This window comes from Synechococcus sp. R55.8 (assembly GCF_047461895.1).
Lineage (GTDB): Bacteria > Cyanobacteriota > Cyanobacteriia > Thermostichales > Thermostichaceae > Thermostichus.
The window spans coordinates 1-5,859 of sequence record NZ_JANSIB010000112.1 but is presented as its reverse complement, the minus strand read 5'-3'; the positions used below and the strand labels follow the sequence as shown (position 1 = coordinate 5,859).

5 protein-coding genes are annotated in these 5,859 nt (G+C 59.7%); 3 read left to right on the top strand and 2 right to left on the bottom strand.

From position 1 onward, the window contains the following. On the top strand, positions 1-744 hold a 744-nt coding region (locus NW829_RS10745), incomplete at its 5' end, for a peptidase M14 (RefSeq protein ID WP_414417055.1). Between the two features lie 170 nt (positions 745-914). Continuing rightward, a complete protein-coding gene (gene recN, locus NW829_RS10740; protein WP_414412673.1) occupies positions 915-2,621 on the top strand; it encodes a DNA repair protein RecN in 1,707 nt (568 codons plus the stop codon). A 45-nt stretch (positions 2,622-2,666) separates the two neighbouring features. Here the strand turns inward: recN and NW829_RS10735 are convergent, their stop codons facing one another. Then, on the bottom strand, positions 2,667-3,374 hold the full coding sequence (locus tag NW829_RS10735) for an ABC transporter ATP-binding protein (RefSeq protein ID WP_414417054.1): 708 nt from the start codon (positions 3,372-3,374) through the stop codon (positions 2,667-2,669). Next, positions 3,371-4,189, bottom strand: a complete 819-nt coding sequence (locus tag NW829_RS10730; RefSeq protein WP_414329274.1) for an ABC transporter ATP-binding protein — start codon at positions 4,187-4,189, stop codon at positions 3,371-3,373. The genes NW829_RS10735 and NW829_RS10730 overlap by 4 nt, the downstream gene beginning before the upstream one ends. Positions 4,190-4,508: 319 nt before the next feature. Between NW829_RS10730 and NW829_RS10725 the strand changes: the two genes are divergently transcribed. After that, complete coding sequence (locus tag NW829_RS10725; protein ID WP_414417053.1) at positions 4,509-5,762, top strand: ABC transporter substrate-binding protein; 1,254 nt, start codon at positions 4,509-4,511, stop codon at positions 5,760-5,762. Positions 5,763-5,859 lie beyond the last annotated feature (97 nt).

The window sequence follows — 5,859 nt, the reverse complement described above, 5'->3', positions numbered from 1 at the left end:
GGCCAACCCGACTACAACCGCATTTGGGGCTCCGGCTCCACCCCCGAACATGCCATGGCCCAGGCCGTCCTGCAGCAAATGCAGCAGCGGGGCGTTTTTGCCAGCGTCGATATCCACAACAACACGGGCACCAACCCCCACTACGCCTGTGTCAATCACCTGGATGCCCCTACCCTGCACCTGGCCACCTTGTTTGGGCGCACCGTCCTCTATTTCACCAAGCCAGAAGGGGTGCAGAGCATGGCCTTCGGGCGCTTCTGCCCGGCGGTGACCCTGGAATGCGGCAAGCCGGATCAGCCCCACGGCACCCAGCATGCCTACGAATTTCTGGAAGCCTGCCTTCACCTGTCGGCGATCCCGCAGCGCCCTGTCCTCAGCCAAGATATCGACCTCTTCCACAGCGTCGCCATTGTCAAAGTCCCGGATCAGGTGAGCTTCAGCTTTGGGGAAGAGAATGGCGACCAAGAGGGATCCCCCTCTCACATCCGCTTCCCGCCGGATTTGGATCTCCTCAATTTTCGGGAGCTTCCCCCCCACACCCCCATTGGCTGGACGAACAACGGCTTCCACCTGGAGGTGCAAGACGAGCAGGGCCAAAATGTGGCGGATCGCTTTTTCTATGCCTGCAATGGAGAAATTCGCACCAGCGTGCCCATCATGCCGGGCATGCTCACCCTCAATAGCCGCATCATCCGCCAAGACTGCCTCTGCTACCTGATGGAGCGCTACCCCCTGGCCGGCTGAGCCGGGCTGCCAATTTCCGATCCCCAAACCAGAACGGGTAGTGCTCCGCACCGCTGCGCTAACAGTACCCGTCTACCGAGGGATGGTGAGTACGCTAACGTGGGACAGAGCGACCCCTGCAAGCCCTATCCTGAAAACTGCCAACGGCACGCTGAGCCCACGGGATCCCTATGTTGCGCCTGCTGCGGATCGAGAACTTTGCCCTGATCGAGCAATTGGAGATCCCCTTTCGAGCGGGGCTAAACGTGCTCACCGGAGAAACCGGGGCCGGCAAATCCATCATCCTCGATGCGCTGGATGCAGCTCTAGGAGGTACAGCTCGGGCTCTGCGAACTGGCAGCGAACGAGGTCTGGTGGAAGCGATCTTCAGTCCTAATCCTGAACTGCAAGCCTGGCTAGAACAAGAGCACATCGACCCCCTAGAGGAGGGCCTGGTTTGTAGTCGCGAGCTGGTGTTGCGCAACGGCAAGCTCACCAGCCGCCTGCGGGTGAATGGGGTGCTGGTGAACAAAGCCCAGATGCTCAACCTGCGGGCCAAATTGGTAGAGATCACTGCCCAGGGGCAAACCGTTCAAATCCAATCTCCCCAAACCCAGCGCCGTTGGCTGGACGACTTTGGCGGCGAAGAGTTGTTGCGAACACGGGCGGAGGTGGCTGCCCTTTACCAAACCTGGAACCAACTGAAAACAGAGGTGGAATCCCGCCGGCAAAGCCAACAACTGCGCCTGCAACGGCTAGACCTGCTGGAGTTTCAAGCGCAAGAGCTGGCCGCCCTGCGCCTGGAGGATCCCGACGAAATGGCCAAGCTGGAGCGGGAACGGGAGCGCCTGGCCCACCGCGTGGAACTGCAACAGCAAAGCTACGCAGCTCACCAATTGCTCTATCAAAACGACAGCGGCTCACCGGCCATCGCCGATCTGTTGGGCCAGGTAGAACGGTTGCTCCAGACCATGACCCAGCGGGATCCCGACCTAGCCCCTCTGGCGGAAATGGTCAGCAGCGCTCTCATTCAGGTGGAGGAGGTGGGGCGGGAGCTGGTTCGCTACGGCGAGACGCTGGAGGCGGATCCCGGTCGGTTGAACAAAATTGAACGGCGCTTGGCGCAACTCAGACAAGCCTGCCGCAAATACGGCCCGACCTTGGCCGAGGTGATGGCCCATGCGGAGCGGGTGCAGGCGCAGTTGGCCCAACTGCGAGGAGACAACACCGACCTAGAGGAATTGCAGGTGCGGCTGGACAAAGCTGCCCAAGACCTGGAGCGCCATTGCCAGGTGCTCTCTCAACTGCGGCAACAAGCGGCCTGTCAACTGGAAAAGGCTCTCATAGAAGAGCTCAGCCCGTTGGGGATGAGCGCAGTGCAATTCCGGGTGCAGATCCAACCCGGCCCCCCGACAGCAGAGGGGGTGGATCAGGTGAGCTTTTGGATCAGCCCCAACCCGGGTGAGCCTCTTCAGCCCTTGGCCAGCATCGCCTCCGGCGGCGAGATGAGCCGTTTTCTGCTGGCCTTGAAAGCCGTATTCAGCCGCATCGATCCGGTGGCCACCATGGTTTTCGACGAGATCGATACCGGCGTGTCGGGCAAAGTGGCGCAAGCCATCGCCACCAAGCTGCACAGCATTGCCCGAGATCACCAGATCCTCTGCGTCACCCACCAACCCCTGATCGCTGCCTTGGCGGATCACCACCTGCGGGTTCACAAGGTGGTGCACCAAAAACGAACTTCTGTGCGGGTGGAGCTTTTGGGAGAACGAGAACGCCGCGAAGAACTGGCCCAACTTACTGCCGGCCACTCCGCCCAAGAAGCGATGACTTTTGTGGAGGCTCTCCTCAACCAAGCAGCTCAACTGCGCAAGCAGCAACTGGCCAGCCCCGCTTGACCCTCCTCTCCTTTTGTTTTGAGTGAGGGGAGGGGGGTGAGGGCCTCACCCGCCCAAGAACAGCTCCAGCACCTCAGGATTGTTCAACAAGTTGGGGCCAGTATCCTCAAAGCGGTTTTCTCCCGTGGACAAGACATAGCCCCAGTCCGCCATCTTCAGGGCCTGCTTGGCATTTTGCTCCACCATGAGGATGCTGATGCCAAGACGGTTGATCTCTCGCAGGAGGGCGAAGGTCTGTTCTATGTACAGCGGTGACAGGCCGGCGGTCGGCTCATCCAGCAACAACAACTGCGGCTCCACCATCAACGCTCGCCCTATGGCCAGCATCTGCCGTTGTCCACCCGATAGGGATCCCGCCGCTTGGCGTCGTTTCTCTTTCAGGGGTGGAAACAGCTCATAAACCCGCTCCAGTTGGGCGGCAGGGTTGTCGCGTCGGATGAAGGCCCCCATCTCCAGGTTCTCTTGCACGGTGAGGGAAGGAAAGACATTGTTGGTCTGGGGCACAAAGCCGATTCCCCGTCGCACCAGTTGCTCAGCGGGCAGGTGGGTGATGTCGGATCCCTGAAACAGCACTCGGCCTGAGCGGATGGTGGCCAAGCCAAATAAGGATTTCAGCACTGTCGATTTGCCGGCTCCATTGGGGCCGATGATCACCACAATTTGCCCGGGGTTCACCTTCAGGTGGATCCCCTTGAGGATGTCCACCCCCCGGTAGCCGCTGTAGAGATCTTGGATGTCCAGCAAAGGGGTCATGAGAGGGATCCCTCCGAAGGCAGAGGGGAGGGTTGGGGTGGGTTTAGGGAGTCGGCCAGTGCCACAGATCCCAAATAGGCCTCCCGCACGGCTGGGTTTTGTTTGATCTCCTCCATGGATCCCTGGGTGAGAACCTTGCCGGCAGCCATGACCACCACATGGTCGCAGAGACGGGTCACCAGATCCAGGTCATGCTCGATGATGCAAAAGGTGCAGCCCCGCTCGCGGTTGAGATACTCGATAAAACGCATCAAATCCGCCAGCAGAGTGCGGTTGACGCCGGCCCCCGGTTCATCCAGCAGGATCACCCGTGCATCGGTCATCAAGGTACGTCCCAGTTCCAAGAGTTTTTTTTGCCCCCCGGAAAGGGTGACGGCCAGTTGATCCCGCAGATGGATCAGGTTCAGCCGTTCCAGAACCTCTTCCGCCCGAGCTTGCAGGTTGCGTTCTTGTCGTTGCACCCGCCGCCAACCGAACCAAGTGGCGAACAGGTTTTCCCCTATCTGGTTGGGGGGAACCACCATCAAGTTCTCCAAGACGGTCATGCGGCCAAACTCCCGCGGGATCTGAAAGGTGCGCACCAGCCCTCGACGGAACAGATGGTGAGGGGGCAGGCCGGTGATGTCTTCCCCATCTAGCCAGATGCGCCCGCTGCTGGGCCGAATAAACCCGGCAATGATGTTAAAAAGCGTGGTCTTCCCGGCCCCATTCGGGCCGATCAAGCCCGTAATCCGACCGGTTTCGATGCGGAAGGAACAGTGATCCACCGCGCTAATGCCGCCAAACCGCTTGGAGATGTCGTCGATAACAATCACGCCGCTGCCTTGGGAAAACCCCGCCGACCGATGAGTTCAGTATTTCAAACATATAATGAGCCCATAATGAGCCCATTGCCGAGTTTGCCCATTATCCTTCCCGGATCCCCAGGGGGACAACTGCCCCTGGAGGCCGCAGCCAAGGAACGGGCGAGATCCTGAGTCTGGCCCGCCTGTTTCCCGGAGCCATCTTTTCTTGAGGAAGTGGGGAACGCTTTGAGGTGAGTCAACGTCTGACTGCTACGACTCAACACTTGACTTTACTTGACCTTTGGGATCTGAGTTCTACTTTCCCTTCCCTCATAGGAGGTTGTCGGCTATGTCTCGCATGAATAAACTCACCCGACGGGCCTTTGCGGCGGCGGCTGCCCTGACGGCTGCTGCTCTTGCCACCACTCTGCTGCCCAGCACGGCTCAGCAGGCAACTCAAGGGCCGGTCAAAATTGGGGCTTTAATGTCTCTCACCGGGGATCTGCAGGCCTTCGGGGAAAACTGCCTCAAGGGGATCAAGCTGGCGATTGACCAAATCAACGCCGCCGGTGGCATTTTGGGATCCCCTGCCCAAGTGGTCGAAGCGGATGACCAGACGTCGGCTCAGCCGGCTATCGACGCAGCTCAACGGTTGGTCACCGTGGAGAAGGTGGCCGGCATCATCGGCGCCTTGGGCAGCGGCATCACCATTCCGGTGGCCACGACGGTCACGGTTCCCAATCGGATCCCGCAAATTTCCCCGGCTTCCACCGCTCCTACCATTACCACCCTGGAGGACAACGATTTTCTGTTTCGCACGGTTCCTTCCGACGCCTACCAAGGGGTGGCCTTGGCCCAGATCACCCGTGAAGAGAAGCTGGAGCGCCTGGCCATCATCTACATCAATAACGACTATGGCCAGGGCCTGGCCGACAGCTTTAAGACGGCTTTTGAAAAGCGGGGCGGCACCATCACCAAGTCGGTTCCCTACGAGCCCGGCAAGGCTTCCTACCGCAGTGAGCTGACCCAACTGAAGGAAGGGGATCCCCAGGCATTGGTGCTGATCGGCTACCCCGAAAACGGTGTGGTCATTTTGCGGCAAGCTTTGGAAGAGGGGCTGTTTGACCGCTTTGTCTTCACCGATGGCATGCGCTCTCCCGACGTGGCAGCCCAGGTGGGAGCCGAAAAGCTAGAGGGATCCATCGGCGTTTCGCCCCAGGCCCTCACCGATAGCAAGGCTTACCAAATCTTTGCCGAAGCCTACAAAGCCGCCTACGGGGAGCTGCCCCCCACCCCCTACATCGACACCGCCTACGATGCCGCTTTTGTCCTGGCTCTGGCCATTCAGAAAGCCGGCAGCACCGACGGCACCGCTGTTCGAGATGCTTTGTGGGAAGTGGCCAATCCCCCCGGCACCGAGATCCTGCCCGGAGAGTGGGCCAAGGCGGTGGAGCTGATCGGCAAAGGGGAAGACATCTTCTACACCGGCGCCTCTGGATCCATCAACTTCGATGAGAATGGGGAGGTGGCCGGCACCTTTGCCCACTGGACTTTCCAAGGGGGGAAGGTGGTGGATCTGAAGGTGTTTGAGCCGGAGAGCTGATTTTCCCCTGCGGCTCCTGAGTGGGGGTCGGTTTCTCCTTCTGAGCATGCCTCTAACCCCCAAAACCCTGAACTTTGCTGAATTTACTGAGCTTTAG